We start from the raw sequence: 20,663 nt of genomic DNA on the forward strand, positions 1-20,663 counted from the left end.
CTCGTGCCGGTTTTGTGTTTTCAGGCGCCGTCGCACGGCTGTGCACGGTGCGGATGGTCTGTCATGTCTGTTGTCACTGCCGCCTCGTCCCCGTCTGCCCAATTGCGTGGGCGAGGTTTGGTGCTGGCCGCCATTTTGTTGTCCGCCTTCAACTTGCGCACGGCGGTGACCTCACTCACTCCGCTGCTGGAACGCATCGCCGACGAATACGCGTTCGGTGCGCCGACCATGGGCGCGCTCGGCATGTTGCCCACCGCTGCATTTGCCTTGACCGGCGTTGCAACGCCAGCCGTCTTGCGTCGCTTCGGCCTGCTGCGCACGGCGCTGGTGTCGATGGCGCTGGCCACGCTCGGGCTGGTATTGCGCCCGCTGCTGCCGGGCACTGGCGGGCTGCTGGTGGGCTCGCTGGTGGCGCTGGCCGGCATGGGCATGGGCAACGTGGTGTTGCCGCCGTTGGTGAAGCGTTACTTTGGCGACCGCGTGGGCCGCGTCAGCACGCTGTACATCACCGTGCTGCAGGTCGGCACCCTGTTGCCGGCGTTGATGGCGGTGCCGGTGGCCGACGCGCTGGGCTGGCGCAGCTCGATGGTGGTGTGGGTACTGCCGGCGCTGCTCGCCTTGGCGGCCTGGGCGCTGGTGCACACCAACCAGGGCCGTCTGCGCGCGACCGGCCCGGCGCCGGTCACGCCAACCCCTGAGGCCGAAGGCCGGGTCGCACGCACCGCCTTGGGCTGGAGCATGGCGATCACCTTCGGCATGACCTCGCTGGTGACCTATTCGATGTTCACCTGGCTCCCCACGCTGCTGCGCGAAGCCGGCGCCTCGCCTGCGTTCGGCGGCACCATGGTCGCGCTGTTCGCCGCGCTGGGCATGGTCGGTGCGTTGACCATGCCGGCATTGGCAGTGCGCATGCGCAACCCGTTCCCGATCGTGCTGCTGTGCGCGGCCTGCCATCTGATCGCGTTCGCCGGGCTGTGCTGGGCACCGCTGGCGGCGCCGATCCTGTGGGTGACCTTGCTCGGCCTGGGGCCCAGCACCTTTCCGCTGGCGCTGGTGCTGGTCAATCAACGCAGCCGCACTGCTGCGGGCTCGGCCGCGCTCTCGGGTTTTTCGCAAGGCGTGGGCTATGCGGTGAGCTGCCTGGGGCCGTTTCTGTTCGGCTGGCTGCATGCGCATCGCGGCGGCTGGACAGCACCGTTCGGGTTTCTGGTGATCTGCATCGTGGTGCAGCTGGCCGCCGCCTGGGTGGCCTGCCGCCCACAGCTGCTGGAAGACCTATGGGCGCCGCCGGCACGCGGCGCCCGTGCAGTCAGCGCACCGGCAGACTGATGTAGCTGGGCTGCTCCGGCGTCACGTAGACGCGCTGGGTGGCCTTTTGATAATCGCCTGGCTTGGCGAAGAAGAGATTCGGCACGTAAGTCTGCGGGTTGCGGTCGTACAGCGGGAACAGGCTGGATTGCACCTGCACCATCACCCGATGGCCCTTCTGGAAGGTGTGATTGGCGGTGGGCAGGCCAAACTCGAACGCCAGCGGTTGATTGGCCGCCAGCGGCTTGGGCGTGCTGAAACTCTCGCGATACCGGCCGCGGAAGATCGCCAGCGACACTGGAAGCTCATAGCCGCCCATCTTCGGGCTGGACGCCATCTCATCCGGGTACACATCGATCAGCTTGACCACCCAGTCGCTGTCGCTGCCACTGGTGGAGGCCTGCAGATGCACGTCGGGCGCACCGGCGATCTGTAGCGGTTCGGTCAGCGGTTCGGTGACGAAGGTCAGCACATCGGGCCGGCCGTCCACAAAGCGCTGGTCGTGCACCAGCCAGGTGGTCCACATGCTGCGGTCGCCAAAATCCACCGGGCGCGGCACGAACGGCACCGGCTTGGCCGGGTCGGAAACGTATTCTTCAAACGCGCTCTGCCCGGCAGCGGGTTTGTCGAAGGACAGCTTGCCGCCGGCCTGCAGATACAGCGGTTTGCTCGCCGACGCGCAGCCCTTGTCGCAACTGCGCGGCCAGGACTGCAGGCGATCCCAGCGGTTCTCGCCGGTGTCGTAGATGAAGACCGGCGGCGTACTCGCCTTGGGCGCGCCATCGACCAGGTATTGGTCGAAAAACGGGCGCAACACATCGCGGCGGAACTGACGCGCGGTATCGCCATCGAACGTGAGCGCGCCCAGCGTACCGCCCTCGGCATTGACCTGGCTGTGCCGCCACGGCCCCATCACCAGATAGTTGAGCGTGTTGCGCGTGTCGCGCGGTTCCATTGCCGCGTAGCTGTGAATCGCGCCCCACATGTCTTCCTGGTCCCACAGCCCCTGCAGCCACATCGTGGGCACCTTGAGCGGCGTACGCGCCATCACCTTGTCCAGCGCCTGCTCCTGCCAGAACGCATCGTAGGCCGGGTGTTCGGTGAGCTTGTGCCACCACGGCAATTGCTCCAGCCCTGCTGCCTTGGCGAAATCCCCAGCCGACCCGGCCCGCAGGAAATTGCTGTAATCGTCCTGCCCCTGCCGCGGGATGCCGGTGCCCTTGCCGCGCTTGCTGAGCTGGCCGGTGAAGTAGTCGAAGTTGACCTGGCGGAACGCGCCGTAATTGAACCAGTCGTCGCCCATCCAGCCATCGATCATCGGGCTTTCCGGCGCGGCCACCTTCAATGCGGGATGCGGGTTGGTCAGCGCCATCACCACGGTGAAGCCCTCGTAGGACGAGCCGATCATGCCGACCTTGCCGTTGGATTCGGCAACGTTATTGACCAGCCAGTCGATGGTGTCCCACGCATCGGTGGCGTGATCCACAGCGCTGGGATTGAGTGCGCCACGCAGCGGGCGGGTCATCACGTAGTCGCCTTCGGAGCCGTACTTGCCGCGCACGTCCTGGAACACGCGGATGTAGCCGCCTTCCACAAACACGTCGTCGCCGAGCGGCAGCAGATCCTTCATGTGCGGCGATGCCAGCCGCTCGCTACGGCCGCTGGCATCGTAGGGCGTGCGCGTCAGCACCATCGGCGCATGGCGCGCGCCCTTGGGCATCACGATCACGGTGTGCAGCTTCACGCCGTCGCGCATCGGGATCATCACCTCGCACTTGATGTAGTCGTTGGCGGCGTCGCTTGCCACGAACGGCTTGCCGGTGATGTCCGGCGTCATCGGCGAGGTCTGTGCGACTGCGCTACCGGTGGCGGCGGCAATGGCGGTGGCAAGCAGGCAGGCGGCAAAGCGGCGCATCGACGACTCCAGAACGTGCGGGGTAATCGTCGACTGTAGGCAGGTGGCGGGCTGCCGGGGGAGTGTCAAAGGTCGTGGTTGGAAGGTTGGGCGTGCCGTACTCGCTGCGAATGGGCCTGGATGCGGTGCACGGCTTTGCACGCACGCTGGTTGCGGGCCGTGGCGCATGCAGTGTTGCGTAAGCTCACGATGCCAACCCCCTTCAACCAAGGGCGCGACATCGATGCCTCAACAGCTCAAGGCTCGCTGGCGGGAAACCACACGCCTGACCCGCCGCGTGCCGATCAGTGCCGCACCTGGCCTTGCCCACGCACCACAAAGCGCTCCACGGTGAGCGCTTCCAGGCCCATCGGGCCATAAGCGTGCAGACGCGTGGTCGAGATGCCGATCTCCGCGCCCAGGCCAAGTTCGCCACCATCGGAGAAGCGCGAGGAGGCGTTGACCATCACCACCGCCGAGCGCAGCGCGTGCACGAAGCGCTCGGCGTTTGCGGCGTCTTCGGTGACGATGACTTCGGTATGGTCCGAGCCGTACTGACGGATATGGGCCAGCGCGGTGTCCAGGTCCGCAACCACGCGGATTGCCAGAATCAGATCCAGAAACTCGGCCGCATAGTCGTCGTCGCTGGCAGGCGCGATGTCGTGCACTAGCACGCGCGTTTCCGCATCGCCCCGCAACTCCACGTTGCGGGCACGCAGCGCAGCGGCGGCCAGCGGCACAAAGCGCTCGGCGATGTCCGCATGCACCAACAGCGTTTCCAGCGAATTGCACGCCGATGGCCGGCTCGCCTTGCCATCGACCAGCAGACGCACGGCACGCTCCATATCGGCCGATGCATCCACAAACAGATGGCACACGCCCTTGTAATGCTTGATCACCGGCACACGCGCGTGTTCGGCGACAAAACGAATGAGCCCTTCGCCACCGCGCGGAATCGCCAGGTCGATGATGTCGCTGAGCTGCAGCAACTCCAGCATGGTCTCGCGGCGCAGATCCTCGACCAACGTCAATGCCGCTTCCGGAACGCCGGCCTCGCGCAAGGCGCGTTGCAACGCACGCGCAATGGCGGTGTTGGACTGGATCGCTTCTGAGCCGCCACGCAGGATCACGCCATTGCCCGCCTTGATGCATAGCGCGGCCGCATCGGCGGTGACGTTGGGGCGGGCCTCGTAGATCATCGCGATCACGCCCAGCGGCACGCGCACCTTCTGCACGCGGATGCCATTGGGGCGCGTGTCGTCGCGCGTGATCTGACCGACCGGGTCTGGCAACTGCGCCACCTCGCGCAATGCCGCCGCGATGCCGGCCAGGCGCGTGTCGTCCAGCGCCAGCCGATCGAGCATGGCGCTAGCCGTTCCCTTCACCCGTGCCGCCTCGAGATCGCGCGCGTTGGCAGCCAGGATCAATGCGGCATCGGCTTCCAGTGCCGCAGCCATCGCTTCGAGCAAGGATTGCTTTGCCTCAGCAGAGAGTTGCGACAGTACCTGCGCGGCATCGCGGCATTGCAGAGCGAGCGTTTTGATGGTCATTTGGGGGCCGGGATTTGGGATTGGGAATTTGGGATTCGCAAAAGCAGGGCTATCGTTTTATCACCGCAAGGCAATCAGTCGCTGGGACGTAGAAGCGGCATTTGAGAAATGCAGTGCACATGCTGTTGCCAATCCCGAATGCCCATTCCCGAATCCCAGCTACAAAAGCACCAAATCGTCGCGATGTACCACGTTCTCGCCATAGCTGTAACCGAGCACGCTGTCGATCTCGCGCGAGTGTCGGCGCGCAATCCGGCGGATATCCAGCGCCGAATACTGGCTGACGCCACGTGCCAGACAGCGCTCGCCGTCGGCATCGCGCAGACGGATCTCCACCATGTCACCGCGACGGAAGTCGCCTTCGGCACCGGCAACGCCGCCCGGCAACAGCGATGCGCCCTTGTCGCACAGCGCGGTTGCAGCGCCCGCATCGATCAGGATGGCGCCCGCCTCCACCGGTGCATGACGCAGCCAGTATTTGCGTGCCGCGATGCGCGTACGTGCGGCGTGGATGCGCGTACCGCTCAGGCGATCCTGCGCCAGCCCGCGTACCACCTCGCCGCTGCGGCCATTGAACAGATAGGTTTCGATGCCGGCCGCGCCCGCCTTTGCAGCGGCTTCGAGCTTGGTGCGCATGCCGCCGGTGCCCACGCTGCTGCCGCTGCCGCCAGCCATCGCCATCACCTGTGGCGTGAGCTCGGGAACATCGTCAAGCGGCCGCGCCGATGGGTTGCTGCGTGGGTCGGCGCTGTACAGGCCGTCGATGTCGGTGGCGATGAAAAGCGCATCGGCATCGACCAGCGCGGCGACGATTGCGGCCAGATTGTCGTTATCGCCCAGCTTGAGCTCGTCCACCGACACGGTGTCGTTCTCGTTGATCACCGGCAGCGCGCCCAGCCGCAGCAACTCGCCCAAGGTGGCGCGTGCATTGAGATAACGACGACGGTTGCGCAGGTCGTCGTGCGTGAGCAGCACCTGCGCGACCGGCCGTTCGAAAAAGCGTTGCCACAGCGCGATCAACTGCGCCTGACCCAGCGCAGCCAGCGCCTGTCGCGCTGCGATCGGCGCGCCGATCTCGGCAGCCTTCGGCAAGATTGCGCGGCCTGCGGCCACTGCGCCCGACGATACGATCACCAGTTCACGTCCGGCCGCCAGATTGGCCGAGACGAACTGCGCCAACCCCAGCGCAAAACGCGGCGACAGGCCACCGCCATCGGCGGCAAGCAGGCTGCTGCCGACCTTGAGCACCGCACGCCGCCATGGCGGCAGCGGTTGCTCGGTAAAGGGCGATGACGTGCCGGCGGGCGTACTCATGGGGGCAAGGTACTCAGAACGTGTTCCATTCGTAGACGGTCAGTGTGGACGCATCGCGCAGCACCAGGGGGTCGCGCGCGACGATCCGCTTGGCCTCCTCCAGACTGTCGACGTTGACCAGCACATACGCCCCACCGGAGCGATCGCTGAAACCACCGGTCAACTCAAGCTGCCCGGCGGCTCGCAGTTCCTCCAGAAACGCCAGATGCGGCTCCACCACATCGGCGGGAAACGTGGCATTGCGGATCGCCAACACCAGATAGCGCGTCTTCATCAGCCTGCGTCCTTGATGCGTGCGGCCGCTGACGTGCGTTCGCGACCATGCGGTGCGGAAATCACCAGAAAGCGCGCTTCCACGTCCGACAGATTGTGCATCTGATGGGTAGACCCCGGCGGCACGTGCAAGCCCTGCCCGACCCGCAGCACATGTTGCGCGCCGTCCAGCTGCAGCATCACTTCACCGGCCACGACGTAGAAAAAATGCCGTGCGCGACTATGCCGATGGCGCAACTCTGCGGCGCCTGGCGGCATGCGTTCTTCGAGCACGCTCAAGTTGGGGTCGCGCAACAGATGCCAGCCTTCGCAGGCCTCGCCCCAGGGGTAATGCTCGGCCGTGTCGGTGCTGATCATGGCCATCAGCGCAGCGCCTGCCAACGCGCGCGCAACACATCCAGTTGCAGATCGGCTGCGGCACCGGGCGAGACGCGCGCGGCCAGGCTGCCTTCCGGCGTGCGTCCCTGCCCTGCGCTCTCGGATGCTTCCGCGGCAGCCTTGTAGGCATCGCGAAACGGCACACCAGCCACGGCCGCTTCCACCGCCACATCCGTGGCGTACATGCCCGAGTCGATCGCTGCATGCAACTTGTCCGGGCGCCATTCCAGATTGGCAAGCAACGCAGGCAGCAATTCCAGCGCAGCCAGACCACGGCCGAAACCGTGCACGATGGCGCCCTTGCTGCTCTGCAGATCGCGGTGGTAACCGGAAGGCAGCGACAACAGTTGTTCGATCTCGGTACGCGCCGCCGCCACACTGGCATGGGTGGCACGCATCAGTTCGATCACGTCCGGGTTGCGCTTGTTCGGCATGATCGAGCTGCCGGTGGTGTACTGCGCCGGCAACGCGACGAAAGCGAATTCGCCGCTGGTGAACAGCGACAGATCCCAGGCGATACGGCGCAGGTCCAGCGTGGCGCTGCCCAGTGCTTCGAGTGCGGCCAGCTCGTATTTGCCACGCGACAGCTGCGCGTAGATCGGCGACACCTGCAGACGTGCAAAGCCGAGCTCGGCAGTGGTATGCGCACGGTCCAGCGGAAGATTGACGCCATACCCGGCGGCGGTGCCGAGCGGGTTGCTGTCCACCAGGTGCAGGGTATCGGTCGCGCGCACGGCGTTATCGATAAACGCCTCTGCCCAGCCCGCCCACCACATGCCCGCCGACGACACCACCGCACGCTGGATATGCGTGTAGCCCGGCACCGGCAATGCAGCTTCGGCCTGCGCGCGATCCAGCGCCACATTGGCGATCTCGCGGCTGAGCTCGGCCACGCGCTGCAGCTTGTGCTTCAACCATAGCCGGGTGGCGACCAGAATCTGATCGTTGCGACTGCGCCCGGTGTGGATCTTGCGCCCGGCATCGCCCAGACGCTCGGTCAAGCGGGCTTCGATCGCCGAATGGCAATCTTCGTACTGCGCATCGAGCACGAACGCGCCGCTGCGGAAATCCTCCGCCAGCAGATCGAGTTGTTCGCTCAAGCCGCCCAGCTCCTGCAAGGACAGGATGCCGATGTGCTGCAGCCCCTGCGCATGCGCCTTGCTGGCTGCGATGTCGTGCAGGAAGAATTCGCGATCCAGGATCACGTCGTCGCCGGCCAGAAACGTCTGGATTTTGGCGTCCACCGCAACACCGGGCTTTTGCCACAACAGATTAGTCATTTGGGTCCTTTTTGCGGGACCGGGGACCGGGGACTGGGGACCCGGAAAAGCAGGAGCGTTTGCCCTTGCTCTTCCCGGGTCCCGGGTCCCTGGTCCCTGGTCCCGAGAATCACTTCGAAATTGCGGTCAACTCGTCCCAGCCAAACGCCAGGTTGAGATTCTGCATGGCCTGGGTCGCCGCGCCCTTGAGCAGGTTGTCCAGGGTCGCCACCACCACCACGCGCTTGTTGCCGGGCGCCAGGGTGATGCCGCCAATCTGCACGCCGTGTTTGCCTGCGATGCGGCTCACCCAAGGCGCCTCGTCGACAAGCTCGATCAGCGGCTCGCCCGCGTAACGCTGCGCATAGCGCGCCTGGATCTGCTCGCGCGTCAGCGGCTGCTGCAGCCAAAGGTTGACGGTCATGGTGATGCCGCGGAAATGCGGCGCCACGTGCGGCATGAACTCCACCGGCACGCCAAGCTGCGCCGACACTTCGCGCTCGTGCATGTGGTTGGTCAGCGCATACGGCATCAGATTGCCGGCGAGCAGCTCGGGGTTGTTCTTGTCCGATGGTGTCGTCCCCGCACCGGAATAACCGGACACGCCAAAGCATTGCGGCGGGCCGGCCAGCTGATCCAGCAATGGGGTGATCGCCAGCTGCATTGCAGTGGCATAGCAGCCGGGGTTGCTGATGCGGCGCTGCCCCGCATACTTGCCACGGGTGAGCTCCGGCAAACCGTAATACCACGCCGGGTCGAAGCGATAGTCTGCCGACAGATCGATCAGCAGCGTCTGCGGCCGGCGCGCATCGATTGCGGCAACAAACGGCTCGGCCTTGCCATTGGGCAGCGCCAGGATCACGACATCGGCGCCCTTGGCGGCCACCGCGTCGGCATCCAGGCTCTCGAATCGCAGATCGCCGCGATAGCCGTCGTTGTGGTCGGCCACGGCCTGCCCCGCCAGTTCGCGCGAGGACACGAACACCAGCTGCAGGTGCGGATGCGCCACGACCAGCTTGATCAATTCCGAACCGGTATGCCCGCGGGCACCAACGATGCCGATGGTTGTTGCTTGAACACTCATGCGTTTGCTTCCAGGCGGAACTGCAGGTGGCGTTTCACCCCGGCCCATTCCGTATCGATGATGGAGAACACCACGGTATCGCGCGGCGTACCGTCGGCGTGGCGGGTGTGATTGCGCAGTACGCCGTCCTGCTTTGCGCCCAGCCGCGCGATCGCCGCGCGCGAGGTGTGATTGAACCAGCTGGTTTCGAACACCACGCTCAGGCAGCCCAGCGTTTCGAAGGCGTGCTGCAGCAGCATCAACTTGGCTTCGGTATTGACGCCGCTGCGTTGCACGCGCGGTGCGTACCAGGTGTAGCCGATCGACAGCCGGGGCACGGCGGCATCCAGCGCGTAATAGCGCGTGCAGCCGACGATGTCACCTGCCGCATCGCGTACCACCAACGGCAACGCCGTGCCATCGGCGCAGGCTACTAACGCGGCACCGATGTACGCATCGACCTGGGCCGGTGCCGGGACGCCGGTGTACCACAAGCGCGACAACGCGCCGTCGCCCAGCGCAGCACGCAGGCCATCGGCATGCGCAGGCTGCAGCCGCTCCAGGGTGGCGTGCTGCCCGCGCAAGGTAGGCATCTCGCTCCAGGCCGATGGCAAGGCGACAGGTGTCATTGCGCTCAGCCCAGCAACGTCGGCTGACGCGTTGCGCAGTGCGCTACGCAGTGCTGGATCTGTTCGAAATTCTCCAGCCCGTACCAGAACACCTTCCACTTTTCCTGCTTGATGCAGCCGTCGGATTCGGCGTAGTAGAAGATGTTGACCTGGTTGTTGTGACGCGAGCGCCAGAACAGCTGCGGTGTTTCTTCGCGCATCACATTCCATACCGCACGGCCCAGGCCTTCGCCTTGCGCATCGTCGAGCACGGCGAACTTGTCCAGATAGGTCAGCCTGCCTGCACCGAACTGGCCTTCGTCGGTGAGAATCACCGCAGCGCGATAGTTCTCGCTGACGTAAGCGCGCAACAGCGTGGTGTTGGCGAAATAATCCGGCACCAGTGTGCGGCCGAAGCTGGATTCGATCAGCGACGTCAACCGCGGCAGATCCAGCTCATCCCATGAGGTCGCGCGCAGCACGCGCTCGCCCCGCCGCACCAGCGTGCCCGAGCCCTTATGGGTGAACAATTCCTTGGCCAGGTCCGCCGGCCGGGTGATCGACACCGACGATTCCAGCGGCAGGCGATCGAGCAGATCCTTGATCTGTTCGATCTTGACGCGCATGCCGCCATTGATCCACGGCTGCTGCATCAGGTGATCGTATTCGGTGGACAGGTTGATCGAATCGATCAGCTTGCCATCGGCATCCAGCAGCCCGCCGGTGCCAGTGAGGAAGATGATCTTGTACGGCTGCAGTTCCTGCACCAGTTCGTTGGCGGCAAAATCCGCATTGATGTTGAGGATCTGCCCGCTCGGGGTTTCGCCCAGGCTGGTGATCACCGGGATCGAACCGGCCTGCAGGCTGGCCTCTATCGGCGCCAGATTCACCGCCTTGACCTCACCGACCAGGCCGTAGGTGTCGCGATCCAGATACTCCGCTTCGAATACGCCGCCGGTGATCGATGTCGCACGCGCACCGTTCTGCTGCAGCGCTTCCACCAGCTTGAGGTTGGACGCCTGGAACACCTTGCGCACGATCGCCAGCGCTTGCGGCGAGGTCACCCGCAAGCCGTTGACGGTCTGCTTTTCGATGCCCGCTGCAGACAGCTCGGCATCCAGCTGCGGGCCGGCGCCATGCAGCACGATCGGGGTCAAGCCCACTTCCTGCAGAAACGACAACGACGACGTCAGCGCGTCCAGGTCGTCGCGCAGCACTGCGCCGCCCACCTTGACCACCGCAAAGCGCTTGGCGTCCAGCTGCGAAAAGCGCTTGAGGTACTGGCTGATTTCCTTGGCGCTGGCCATGCTCGAAAGCAGGCGCACGATGGTCTGGCGGGTCTGTTTGTGGGGCTGTGCGGAGAGGGACATTGCCGTGATCGAAAGAGGAGAAGGATGCGCCAGGCGCAGGAATCGGCGTCAGTGCGCGCCGTTGATGATGCGATTGACCGATTCGGCGTAACGCTGCAATTGCTCCAGCGTCACAAATTCGTCGGCGGTGTGCGCCTGGGCGATGTCGCCCGGGCCATAGACCAGCGCGGTATAGCCGCCGGCCGAAAACAGCGAGGCTTCGGTCCAGAAGTCCACCGCGTTGCCGATCGGTAGATCCAGCGCATCAGCCACATCGCGTGCGGCCAGGCGGCGTTCTTCGGCGCGCGCAATGTCGCCCGACGGCAAACTGGGGCCACGAAAGGTTTCTTCGAAGTGCGCTGCCGCAGGATCGGCAAAGCCGGCAAACGTGGCCAGCAAGCCGTCCACGTCCATCGACGGCAACGGACGAAAGCCGAAGCGCAGCTCGGCGGCCGGCGCGATCATGTTGGCCTTGATGCCACCATCAACGCGGCCGATATTGAAGCGCAAGCCGGTCAAACCGCCGAAGCGTGCGTGCGCCAACGACTCGACATGGTCCAGTGCCTTGCCACCCCACCGCATCGCCTGGTGCAAGGCACTTGCGGACGGATCCTGCTTGCCCGACGCATGCCCGGCACGGCCGGCAAAGCGCATCAACACCGAACTGATGCCGCGATGCGCCAGCACTGCTTCGCTCATCGTCGGCTCGGCCACCAGCACCGCCTCGTATGGCAACCCACGCGCCAGAAATGCAGCGATGCAACGCGGGTCGTTGGCCTCTTCGTCGGAAGAAAACAGGAACGCCGCATCGCCATCACCGGCAGTGGCCGCAGCCACCAACGCCGCCGCCGCGCCCTTGATATCGCACACGCCCAAACCGATCACCCGGTCCTCGGTGCACCGCATCACGTGCGGGTCGGCGCTCCAATGCGGCGAATCCGGCACCGTGTCCAGATGCACGTTGAACAGATACGTTGGCGTGCCGCGCACCGCGTACAGGCTCACCGCACCGGCGCCGTGATCGATCACCTCGACCTGGAAACCGGGCAGCTGCGCGCGCAGGTAATCGAAGATGCCGCCCTCGGCAGCGATCGCCCGCGGCGGATTGCGGGTGTCGAAGGACACCAGTGCCTGTAGATGCGTCAGTGTGTTGTCGAGCAGTGTGGTCATTGATCGCGTCTTGATTGCGTCGGGCAGCGTATGGTTGGTCTTTCTAAGCCCATCTAGCCCTTCTCCCGCGTGCGGGGGAAGGTGCCCGACAGGGCGGATGGGGGCATGCGTCAGGCCGCGCTCATCCGGCGCTATGCGCCACCTTCTCCCGCACGCGGGAGAAGGAAGCTGCGGGTTGCCGACGCGGCGATCGCCTCAGCGGTTGACTTGCGCGTACAGCGTGGAGCTCATGCCGAACAGCTTGATGAAGCCTTCTGCCTCTTCCACGCCCCAATCGGCCGACTGCGCGTAGGTCGCGCCCTTGGTGTTGAGCAGGTGCGGCGAACGCACCGCCACCGCATCGACGCGGCCGCCGCGGGTTTCCAGCGTCACTTCGCCGTTGACCTTGGACTGCGAGGACTTCAAAAACGCTTCGATATCGGTCTTGAGCGGGTCGTGATAGAAGCCTTCATACACCAGCTCCACCCACTTGCGCGCCACGTCCGGCTTGAAGCGGTTCTGCTGCTTGGTCAGTACCGCATCTTCCAGCGCACGGTGCGCGGTGAGCAGCGAGATCAGGCCCGGCGCTTCGAACACGATGCGGCCCTTCAAGCCGATCACGGTGTCGCCGGTGTACACGCCACGGCCCACGCCGTACTGCGCGAACAAGGTGTTGAGCTTGGCCAGGATCTTGGCGCCCGGCAGCGGCTTGCCATCCAGTTCCACCGCTTCGCCTTCGACGAACTTCAAGGTCACCGTCAATGCTTCGGTCGGCCACGCACTGCGCGGCGCGCACCAGCCACGTGCGCCCTCGCCCGGCGCTTCCCAACGGTCGATCTCGCCGCCGGACATGGTCAGGCCCAGCAGGTTCTCGTTGATGGTGTAAGCCTGCTGCTTGGCACGCACGCCGAAGCCGCGCGCTTCCAGATACTTCTGCTCATAGGCGCGGGTCTGGGTGTGTTCTTTCTGGATTTCACGGATCGGCGCGACGATCTGGTAATCGCCCAATGCCTTCACCGCCAGGTCGAAACGCACTTGGTCGTTGCCCATGCCGGTGCAGCCGTGCGCAATGATGCGCGTGCCCAGCTCTTCGGCGCGCTTGAGCGCGGCATCGACAATCAGATAGCGGTCGGACACCAGCAACGGGTACTGGCCCTGGTAACCCTCGCCCGCCCATACGAACGGCTTGACGAAGCCTTCCCAGATGGCCGGGCCACCATCAACGGTGACATGGCTGGCCGCACCGAGCTCGGCGGCACGCTTCTCGATGAAGTCGCGCTCGTCGGCATCCACACCGCCGGTGTCGGCGAACACCGTGTGCACCGCATAGCCGCGCTCCTGCAGATACGGGATGCAGAAGCTGGTATCGAGGCCACCGGAAAAAGCGAGAACGATATCTTTGGTGCTGGGAGTCGTGATTGGGGATTCGGGATTGATGGAAGCAGTGCTCATCATTGTTCCTTAGTACGTAAATGTGGGGGCCAAGGGTGTTGCTGTTGCGATTCTCTATTCCCGATTCCCGATTCCCGCTTGCGAAGCAAGCGCCGCCATGATCGCCTTCTGCACATGCAGGCGGTTTTCCGCCTCGTCGATGGCGATGCAGTTGGGCGAATCCATCACCGCGTCGGTCGCCTTGACGTTGCGACGCAGCGGCAGGCAGTGCGAGAACACGCCGTTGTTGGTCAGCGCCATCTTGGCTTCGTCGACGATGAAGTGCTGGTACTGGTCGCGGATCGGCTTTTCCGGCTCCCAGTTGCCGAAGAACGGCAGCGCGCCCCAGCTCTTGGCGTAGACGACATCGGCGCCGCTGTAGGCGCTTGCGATGTCGTGGCTCACCTGCAGCGAGCCGCCGCTTTCGGCCACGTTCTGCGCCGCCCAGTCCATGTAACGCTGATCCAGGATGTAGTCCGGCGTCGGGCACAGCAAGGTCACGTCCATGCCCATGCGCGTGGCAATCGTCAACGCGGAATTGGCCACCGCGGTGTTGAGCGGCTTGGGGTGATAGGTCCAGGTCAGCACGTACTTTTTGCCGCGCAGATCCTGCGTGCCGAAGTGTTCCTGCAACGCCATCGCGTGCGCCAGCTCCTGGCACGGGTGAGTGATGGTCTCCATATTGATCACCGGCACCGGCGAATACTTGGCGAAGCTCTTCAGCACCTGATCTTCGCGGTCCTTGGACCAGTCGACGAACTTGGGAAACGCGCGCACGCCGATCAGATCGACATAGCGGCCAAGCACGCGCGCCACTTCGGCAATGTGCTCCTCGGTGTCGCCGTCCATCACCGTGCCCAGGTTGAACTCGATCGGCCAGGCATCCTTGCCCGGCTGCAACACCACCGCATGCCCGCCCAGCTGGAACGCACCCAGCTCGAAGCTGGTCCGCGTGCGCATGGACGGGTTGAAAAACACCAGCGCGATCGACTTGCCCTTCAGCTCGCTTCCCAGCTTGTTGCGTTTGAACAATGCGGCCTGGGTCAACAACGCGTCCAGTTCGGCGCGGCTCCAGTCCTGGGTGTTCAAGAAGTGCTTCAGTGACATCGATCGATCCTTTGCTGCGTGCTTCTGCTGCGTGGTCCGCCAGGAGCGACGGGGTGCGCGACATGCGCGTTTCTTGCGGTTGAAACTTTTGTGACGCCAGAACGAAAAAACCCAGCCGGTGGGCTGGGTTTTCAGAACGGACAGCAAAACGCCCCGGTTACCCAGCGAAAATGTGGGATTCCGGTCGGCGGGCACGCGAAGTCATGCCGGAGGCCATCCGGGCTGCGCTGGTGTCGTGCTGAAAAGGGATTGCTTGCATAGGGCGCGAATCCTCGCATGCATGCGGGTACGGCGCAACCGCCGTGCCCCTCAGCGCGGCGGCGCGACGATGGCGTCGGGAATATAGGGGGTCACCGAGACCCGGATGCGCAGCCGGTTGCCCGGATCTTCCGGCAGCCGCGAGCGGTACTTGGTGCCCTTGTAGACGTAATCCACGTCGAAAGCGATTGGCCGACGGAACTCGCGCGGCACTTCCACTACCCGGCAATTGCGGCGGGTACTGGTCGGCGGCACTGCAGCCGGGGCGGGCTCGGGCCTGCGCGTGAACATCTCCTTGACCGAATCCACCATGCGGTTGATGCGGCCCTCGTCTTCGACCGACGCAACCGCCACCGGTGCTGCCTGTTCGGCCTCGCACTGCTCTTCGATACGGGTGGCGCGCAGCGTCTGGTAGACCGGCTCGACATTGAGCACTTGCGCATAGTCCAGCTTGACGTTCTCGATCACCACGACCCGGTTCTTGGGGTCCGGCTCTGCCGCGTGCACCGAGACCGCCGGCCAGGCGAACACACACAGCAGCATGAAGAACAGAGAAGGTCGCATCAGTACCAGGAAGGCATAGCCGGGCAATACGTTAGTGTATGGAGCTTGTGATCTCCGGGGCTGAACGCAGCCCATCCGGTCGCCGGTGTCGGCATGCCGGTTCGCCATCCTGCCGCGAGGGGCTAGAATCGCGCGATTATCCTTTTTCAGATGCCGATGAGCCTGCGCCTGCACAACAACCTGACGCGGCGGGTCGAACCGTTCGCGCCGCTCGATCCGTCCAGCCCCACCCTGTATGTGTGCGGCCCCACCGTCTACAACTACGCGCATATCGGCAACGCCCGCGGCCCGGTGGTGTTCGACGTGCTCGCCGCGCTGCTGCGGCGCCGCTTTGGGGCGCTGCGCTACGCGCGCAACATCACCGACGTGGACGACAAGATCAACGCCGCCGCGCAGGCGCAGGGCGTCCCGATCTCCACCATCACCGACCGCTTCGCCGCGATCTATCGGCAGGACATGGCCGCGCTGGGTGTGGTGCCGCCGGACATCGAACCGGAAGCCACCGCGCATATCCCGCAGATCGTGGCGATGATCGAGCAGTTGATCGCCAACGGCCATGCGTATGCCGCCGAAAGCCACGTGCTGTTTGCGGTGGCCAGTTTCGACGGCTACGGCAAGCTGTCGCGTCGCGACCCTGATGAAATGCTGGCCGGCGCGCGCGTGGACGTGGCGCCGTACAAGCGCGACCCCGGCGACTTCGTGCTGTGGAAGCCGTCCACCGACGACCTGCCCGGCTGGGACTCGCCGTGGGGCCGCGGCCGCCCCGGCTGGCATATCGAATGCTCGGCCATGGCCGCCGCGCACCTGGGCCCGACCATCGACATCCATGCCGGCGGCGTAGACCTGCAGTTTCCGCATCACGAAAACGAAATCGCGCAAAGCGAGTGCGCGCATGGCGGCGCCACCTTCGCCCGCTTCTGGCTACACAACGGCATGCTCAATTTCAGCGGCGCCAAGATGAGCAAGTCGCTGGGCAACGTCGAAACGGTGCACGATCTGATCGCCAAACATCCGCCGGAAGCGCTGCGCCTTGCGCTACTGAGCGCGCATTACCGGCAACCGCTGGATTGGTCGGATGCGTTGATCGACGATCAGGTCAAGCGGCTCGATGGCTTGTACGGGACCTTGCGCAGCCTCAGCGCGATCGAAGCGGAGCCTGTCATTCCCGAGCAGATGGAAGACGCGCTCAACGACGATCTCAATACGCCGCTGGCGCTGGCGGTGCTGGCAAAGCTTGCCAAGGATGCGAACCGGGCGCTGCTGGAATTTGCTCCGGCCGGCGGCCCAATCGACGGGCTTAGCCCAGAGAATCCTGCAGGATTGCAACGCGCCAAGGCAGAGCTGCTGGGTGCCGGAATGGCGCTGGGCTTGTTGCAGCAAGACCCGGCCGCCTGGTTCTCGCGCGGCACCGATGCCGGCGACGATGCACGCATCACCGCCCTGGTCGAAGAACGCAGCACGGCGAAGAAGGCCAAGGATTTTGCCCGCGCCGACGCCATCCGCAAGCAACTCGCCGACGAAGGCATCGTGCTGGAAGACACCCCGCAAGGCGTGCGCTGGAAGCGCAGCTGACCTCTTGCCTGCGTCCGTCAGATTTCTTCTCCCGCGTGCGGGAGAAGGTGCCCCGAAGGGGCGGATGAGGGTGCAGGCCAAGCCGCGTGTACCGCTTTTTTGAGGGCTGGACGAAGTCCGCATCGAATTCCAGCGAGGCTTCGCCCGTACCCTCACCCCAACCCCTCTTCCGAAGGGAGAGGGGCTTTGACCGAATGCCCCTAGATTTTGCGAACGATTCTGGAATTTTGATGACCACCACCCCCTTCCCGCTTGAACCCACTGCCGTCGAAGCGCAGGCCGCCATTGCCGACGAGTTTTCCTTCTTCAGCGACTGGTCCGAGCGCTACCAGTACCTGATCGATCTGGGCCGCAAATTGCCCACCTTCCCCGAGCAGTGGAAGACCGAAGAACACCGCCTGCATGGGTGCCAGTCAATGGTGTGGATCGTGCCGGAAGGCAATGCCGAACGGCTGGACTTCCATGCCGTCAGCGATTCGGCCATCGTGTCCGGGCTGATCTATCTGGCGCTGCGCGTGTATTCCGGGCGTAGCGCGCAAGAAATTCTGGCCACCGAGCCGGACTACATCGCCGGCATTGGCCTGGCCAAGCACCTGTCGCCGACGCGCAGCAACGGCGTGGCCGCGATGCTGGCCTTCATTCGCGACACTGCACGCGCACAACAGTGAGCACGCCGACGCCCTCGCCCACCGACTCGCTGCGCACGCTGTTCGCCCATCCTGGCTTCGGCCTGGTGTTGCTCTACCGCGTCGCGGCAATGCTGTCGTACCAGATCGTGGCGGTCACGGTCGGTTGGCACATCTATGAGATCACGCGCAATCCGCTGTCGCTCGGACTGATCGGCCTTGCGGAAATCTTGCCGTTCTTCTGCATTGCGCCGTTTGCCGGCTATCTGGTCGATCATCTGCCACGCAGGCGCCTGGGTATGGTCGCAGTCCTGGGATTGGTCGCCACCGCGTTGCTGTTGATGGCGATCGCACAGGGCTGGCTGCCCATCCAAGGCGTGTGGCCGATCTATGCCGCCATCGCATTGACCGGCGCGGCGCGCTCGTTCCTGTCGCCGGTCTACAACGCCTTGTTCGCGCGTGCGTTGCCGCGCGAAGCGTTCGCACGCGGCGCCAGCATCGGCAGCGTCACCTTCCAGGCGGGCATGGTGATCGGCCCGGCACTGGGGGGCGTGCTGGTCGGCTGGGGCGGCAAGGGCCTGGCCTATGGCGTGGCCGCAGGCGTGGCATTGGTGGCGATCCTGGCGCTGGCGTTGTTGCGCGTCAGCGAGCCGGTCAACGCCGGCCCACGTGCGCCGATCTTCCGCAGCATCGCCGAAGGTGCGCAGTTCGTGCTCTCCAACCAGATCATGCTGGGCGCGATGGCGCTGGACATGTTTTCGGTGCTGCTGGGCGGCGCGGTGTCGATGTTGCCGGCCTTCATCCAGGAAATCCTGCATTACGGCCCCGAGGGACTGGGCATCCTGCGCGGTGCGCCGGCGCTGGGCTCGATCGTGGTCGGCGTGTGGCTGGCGCGGCACCCGCTGCAGCGCAATGCCGGCCGCATCCTGATGTTGTCGGTGGCCGGCTTCGGGCTGTGCACCATCGCCTTCGGCCTGTCGCGGCACTTCTGGCTGTCGGCGGCGATCCTGCTGGTCTACGGCATGTGCGACGGCGTGTCGGTGGTGGTGCGGCAGACCATTCTGCAGCTCGCTACGCCGGACGCGATGCGTGGCCGGGTGTCGTCGATCAACGGCATCTTCATCGGCTCCTCCAACGAGCTAGGTGCGTTCTACGACGGCGTCATGGCACGGCTGGTCGGGCTGGTGCCGGCGGTCGTCATCGGCGGCTGCGTCACGCTGGGCGTGGTGGCAACCACGGCCTGGAAGGCGCCGCGGTTGCGCAAGCTGGACTTACGCGATCTGCAATAAGCGCAGCCGACAAGACGACTGCGCTCACTGCAACACGGGCGCAGTCGGTGCTCGGCGCGGTAGGTACACCGGGTGCACGTGGGTTCTGAGCGCGGCGGCCAAGTCCGCCTGATGACTTCTCGCTGCGTGTTGTCAGCCGCTTCAAGCCGAGTCTGGCGAGGCATCGGCTGTAAATGCTGCCGGTATGTTCGCTACGTGTTGTCCAGACGCTCCAGGCCAAGCCCGGCGAGGCATCGGCTGCAAATGCTGACGGTGTGCCCGCAACGGGTTGTCCAGCCGCTCCAGGCCAAGCCTGGCGAGGCATCGGCTGCAAATAATTCCGCCGGTGTGCCCGCGACGGGTTGTCCAGACGCTCCAGGCCAAGCCTGGCGAGGCGCTGGTTGCAGAGGTCGCCAGTGCCCTGCACCGCTTGCGCGTACTCGCGCGGCGACGGTCGATGCGACGGGACCCACCGAATCCACAAGGCACCGCGTCGCCTGGCGCACTGCAACGACGCGCCACGACAACGGCCCGCAACAACCCACTGCCCACAAAAAAACCCCGCACACGGCGGGGTTTTTTATGCGGACGAAGAAAGACGATCAGTCGCCTTGCTGCTTCTGCAGATGCTCCCAACGCTCCTGGGCGTCGATGGTGCGCTCGGCAGTCAGACGCGCGTCCAGGCGGTCCAATCCGATTTCTTCACCGGTGTCCACGCAGTAGCCGTAGTCGCCGTCTTCCAGACGCTTGAGCGTGCTGTCGATCTTGGAGATCAGCTTGCGTGCACGGTCGCGCGCGCGCAGTTCCAGCGAATTCTCGGTCTCGCGCGTGGCACGCTCGGCTTCGTCGCCGATGTCGCGCACTTCTTCGCGCAGGTTTTCGATGGTCTGCTTGGATTCCTCCACCATCTCGTTGCGCCAGCTCTGCAGACGCTGACGGAAGTATTCCTGCTGCAGTTTGCTCATGTACTCCTCGTCCGCCGAAGGCTTGTAGCCCTGCGGGAGGATCGGTCGACCGGTGGTCTCGTCGTTCTTGTAGTCGACCACTTTGTACTTGGTCTTGGGCGTCGGGCTGGATGACTTGGCGGTCACGGCCACTGCCACCTTGCCGACCGGACGGGTCGCGGCGGGCTTGGCGGGGGCTTCGGTTTTGGTTGGCGTTTTTGCGGAAGATTTCGAAACGGGCACGGGATTCTTAAGTGACGGGGTCGCGGGCTTTGCCGGCTTCGCAGGGACGGCCTTGGGGGCCGGTGCGGGCGCGGGCTTCTCAGCCTTGACCGGGACTGACTTGGCCGGAACCGGCTTGGGGGCCGGCTTCGGTACGGACTTGGACGCCACCGGCTTGGCAGCCGGTTTGGCGGCAGCCGGAGCTGCCTTGCTCGCCGCCGGCTTGGCAGCGGTCTTGGCGACAGGTTTCACGGGCTTGGGCGCTGCGGCCTTGGAAGCCGGCGCCGGCTTGGCAGCGGCCTTGGTCGCAGGTGCCTTCTTGGCAACCGGTTGCGCAGGAGCCGGAGTCGCCTTCTTGGCGGCCGGTTTTGCAGCGGCAGGCGCCGCTGCCTTCTTCGCAGCGGGTTTGGCGGACTTCTTGGCGGCCTCTACGGCCTTTTTTGCAGGTTTTTTAGCAGCCACGAAACGCTCTTCCTTGGTTCCCCCGGGGCCCGGGAAAGCGGGCCTTTATAACGTACCCCGCTGA

At 64.9% G+C, this 20,663-nt stretch carries 19 protein-coding genes; 5 read left to right on the top strand and 14 right to left on the bottom strand.

The window, feature by feature from the left end; genetic code table 11:
- Positions 1-102: 102 nt before the first annotated feature.
- Complete coding sequence (locus ACZZ0O_RS17920; protein ID WP_161961733.1) at positions 103-1,329, top strand: CynX/NimT family MFS transporter; 1,227 nt, start codon at positions 103-105, stop codon at positions 1,327-1,329.
- On the opposite strand, the gene ACZZ0O_RS17925 is transcribed toward ACZZ0O_RS17920, so the two are convergent.
- From ACZZ0O_RS17925 to ACZZ0O_RS17985, 13 genes are all read right to left on the bottom strand, one after another.
- Positions 1,310-3,223: a CocE/NonD family hydrolase gene (locus ACZZ0O_RS17925; RefSeq protein ID WP_463591428.1), complete on the bottom strand. Its 1,914-nt coding sequence runs from the start codon at positions 3,221-3,223 to the stop codon at positions 1,310-1,312. The two genes, ACZZ0O_RS17920 and ACZZ0O_RS17925, sit on opposite strands and share 20 nt — an antisense overlap.
- A 284-nt stretch (positions 3,224-3,507) precedes the next feature.
- Positions 3,508-4,752 carry a glutamate-5-semialdehyde dehydrogenase gene (locus tag ACZZ0O_RS17930; RefSeq protein WP_463591429.1) on the bottom strand — a complete coding sequence of 415 codons (1,245 nt, stop codon included), beginning with the start codon at positions 4,750-4,752 and terminating at the stop codon, positions 3,508-3,510.
- Between the two features lie 159 nt (positions 4,753-4,911).
- Complete coding sequence (gene proB, locus ACZZ0O_RS17935; RefSeq protein WP_463591430.1) at positions 4,912-6,066, bottom strand: glutamate 5-kinase; 1,155 nt, start codon at positions 6,064-6,066, stop codon at positions 4,912-4,914.
- A 13-nt stretch (positions 6,067-6,079) separates the two neighbouring features.
- On the bottom strand, positions 6,080-6,340 hold the full coding sequence (locus ACZZ0O_RS17940; RefSeq protein WP_055852082.1) for a YciI family protein: 261 nt from the start codon (positions 6,338-6,340) through the stop codon (positions 6,080-6,082).
- Complete coding sequence (locus ACZZ0O_RS17945; protein WP_055852323.1) at positions 6,340-6,702, bottom strand: cupin domain-containing protein; 363 nt, start codon at positions 6,700-6,702, stop codon at positions 6,340-6,342. The genes ACZZ0O_RS17940 and ACZZ0O_RS17945 overlap by 1 nt, the downstream gene beginning before the upstream one ends.
- Entirely contained in the window at positions 6,702-7,997 is a 1,296-nt protein-coding gene (locus ACZZ0O_RS17950) for an argininosuccinate lyase (RefSeq protein WP_463591431.1), read from the bottom strand. Before ACZZ0O_RS17950 ends, ACZZ0O_RS17945 begins: the two co-directional genes overlap by 1 nt.
- 109 nt (positions 7,998-8,106) lie before the next feature.
- Positions 8,107-9,060, bottom strand: a complete 954-nt coding sequence (gene argC / locus ACZZ0O_RS17955; protein WP_463591432.1) for an N-acetyl-gamma-glutamyl-phosphate reductase — start codon at positions 9,058-9,060, stop codon at positions 8,107-8,109.
- Positions 9,057-9,668 (bottom strand): GNAT family N-acetyltransferase, encoded by a 612-nt coding sequence (locus ACZZ0O_RS17960; protein WP_463591433.1) that lies wholly within the window; start codon positions 9,666-9,668, stop codon positions 9,057-9,059. Before ACZZ0O_RS17960 ends, argC begins: the two co-directional genes overlap by 4 nt.
- A 5-nt stretch (positions 9,669-9,673) precedes the next feature.
- The gene (locus ACZZ0O_RS17965; protein ID WP_115513153.1) at positions 9,674-11,017 is read right to left on the bottom strand and encodes an acetylglutamate kinase; all 1,344 of its coding nucleotides are present in this window, start codon (positions 11,015-11,017) and stop codon (positions 9,674-9,676) included.
- 48 nt (positions 11,018-11,065) lie between these two features.
- Positions 11,066-12,166, bottom strand: coding sequence for an acetylornithine deacetylase (locus tag ACZZ0O_RS17970; protein WP_463591434.1), 1,101 nt, complete (start codon positions 12,164-12,166; stop codon positions 11,066-11,068).
- Between the two features lie 195 nt (positions 12,167-12,361).
- Positions 12,362-13,600 (bottom strand): argininosuccinate synthase, encoded by a 1,239-nt coding sequence (locus ACZZ0O_RS17975; protein ID WP_193589298.1) that lies wholly within the window; start codon positions 13,598-13,600, stop codon positions 12,362-12,364.
- Between the two features lie 51 nt (positions 13,601-13,651).
- Positions 13,652-14,683 carry an N-acetylornithine carbamoyltransferase gene (locus tag ACZZ0O_RS17980; RefSeq protein WP_115553918.1) on the bottom strand — a complete coding sequence of 344 codons (1,032 nt, stop codon included), beginning with the start codon at positions 14,681-14,683 and terminating at the stop codon, positions 13,652-13,654.
- Between the two features lie 309 nt (positions 14,684-14,992).
- Positions 14,993-15,484 carry a hypothetical protein gene (locus ACZZ0O_RS17985; RefSeq protein WP_055852058.1) on the bottom strand — a complete coding sequence of 164 codons (492 nt, stop codon included), beginning with the start codon at positions 15,482-15,484 and terminating at the stop codon, positions 14,993-14,995.
- Positions 15,485-15,661: 177 nt separating this feature from the next.
- Between ACZZ0O_RS17985 and cysS the strand changes: the two genes are divergently transcribed.
- From cysS to ACZZ0O_RS18000, 3 genes are all read left to right on the top strand, one after another.
- Positions 15,662-17,077: a cysteine--tRNA ligase gene (gene cysS, locus ACZZ0O_RS17990; protein ID WP_463591435.1), complete on the top strand. Its 1,416-nt coding sequence runs from the start codon at positions 15,662-15,664 to the stop codon at positions 17,075-17,077.
- A 230-nt stretch (positions 17,078-17,307) separates the two neighbouring features.
- Positions 17,308-17,745 (top strand): SufE family protein, encoded by a 438-nt coding sequence (locus ACZZ0O_RS17995; RefSeq protein ID WP_055852053.1) that lies wholly within the window; start codon positions 17,308-17,310, stop codon positions 17,743-17,745.
- On the top strand, positions 17,742-18,992 hold the full coding sequence (locus ACZZ0O_RS18000) for an MFS transporter (protein ID WP_055852050.1): 1,251 nt from the start codon (positions 17,742-17,744) through the stop codon (positions 18,990-18,992). The genes ACZZ0O_RS17995 and ACZZ0O_RS18000 overlap by 4 nt, the downstream gene beginning before the upstream one ends.
- Positions 18,993-19,573: 581 nt before the next feature.
- Here the strand turns inward: ACZZ0O_RS18000 and dksA are convergent.
- A complete protein-coding gene (dksA, locus tag ACZZ0O_RS18005) occupies positions 19,574-19,936 on the bottom strand; it encodes an RNA polymerase-binding protein DksA (RefSeq protein WP_267191048.1) in 363 nt (120 codons plus the stop codon).
- Positions 19,937-20,051: 115 nt separating this feature from the next.
- Here dksA and ACZZ0O_RS18010 point away from each other — a divergent pair, with 115 nt between their 5' ends.
- Positions 20,052-20,663, top strand: a complete 612-nt coding sequence (locus ACZZ0O_RS18010; protein WP_055852042.1) for a hypothetical protein — start codon at positions 20,052-20,054, stop codon at positions 20,661-20,663.

The sequence above is a fragment of the Xanthomonas sp. AC360 genome, assembly GCF_979258225.1.